The sequence below is a fragment of the Pseudoalteromonas obscura genome, assembly GCF_030135505.1.
Lineage (GTDB): Bacteria > Pseudomonadota > Gammaproteobacteria > Enterobacterales > Alteromonadaceae > Pseudoalteromonas > Pseudoalteromonas obscura.
Genome location: NZ_JASJUT010000030.1, coordinates 1 through 1187 on the forward strand (window position 1 = coordinate 1; position 1187 = coordinate 1187).

Consider the following 1187-nt stretch of genomic DNA (forward strand, 5'->3'; position numbering starts at 1 on the left):
GCCAGCGGTGGCTTTCCCATGTGAAAGTAGGACATCGCCAAGCGCCAAATAAAAGAAAGCCCGATTCGAAAGAGTCGGGCTTTTTTCGTTTAAGTCCCTCAGCAGTGGTTAAAACGGCTCACTTCACCTTGCGCAAAAGAACTGTACTCACTGCGTTCGCAGTCGGTAGCCTTTTGCACGATATTCACCTTGCGCAAAAGAAGCGTACTCACTTCGCTCGTTGTCGCTAATCTTTTGCACTCTAGACCCTGAAACGAGTTCAGGGTGACGAAAAGGGGGAGCGGCCTTAGCAACAGCTAAACTAGCTCACTTCACCTTGCACGAAAAGAATGCCAGCGCTTCGCGCTGTGTCATAAGCCTTTCGCACGATATTCACCTTGCGTAAAAAGAGAGAATTCACTTCGTTCATTGTTGCTAACCTTTTACACTTTACTCGCGCAAATTGAACGTACTCGCTGCGTTCGTTGTCATTAACCTTTTGCACCATGTCATCTTGAACTCGTATATGGACTCCTTTGTTTTGGTCGACACCACATTACACTGTATGTGAGATGTGGTGGAGTCCATATATCGTTTCAGGATCCATGTTTTTTAGTTTTTTAATGTTAGCTAGGCTTTGAAGGTGGCAGACTTAGCAACTGTTAAACTAGCTCACTTCACCTTGCGCGAAAAGAATGTCAGCGCTTCGCGCTGTGTCATAAATATTTCGCACAATATTCACCTTACGCAAAGACGCGTACTCACGGCGTTCGCTGTTGGTAACCTTTTACACTTTACTTGCGTAAAAATAATGTCAGTACTGCGCGCTTTACATTAGGCATATATTAGAGGAAATAATGTCCGGAATCTGGAGGTGGTTTTATCCACATGTTTTTGTGTATAACTTGTGGGTTTTATCTGTGTACTTTGGTATTAACGAAAGGAATTAAATTATTAAGAAAAAAGCGAAAAAAACGCTTGCGCCAATCTTAAATCTCCCTATAATGCGCACCCACTGACACGGCGGGACGCAAACAAAAACGCAAACCAAAGTGAAGGGGAAAGTTAAACGGAAAGCTTAATTAAGAAAAATTAAATTTTCTAGTTGACTTTAAAAGTGAAGCGGTTAATATGGCGCTCCACTTCGCAGCAACGCTGCGGTAACTAACCAAGGGTTAGTTACATTGTTCTTTAAAAATATGAAGCAA

General features: G+C 42.8%; 1 pseudogene. It reads left to right on the forward strand.

Annotated elements, in window-relative coordinates:
* Positions 1 to 230: pseudogene (locus QNM18_RS27260) on the forward strand (hypothetical protein); the annotation flags it as partial.
* Between the last annotated feature and the right edge of the window lie 957 nt (positions 231 to 1187).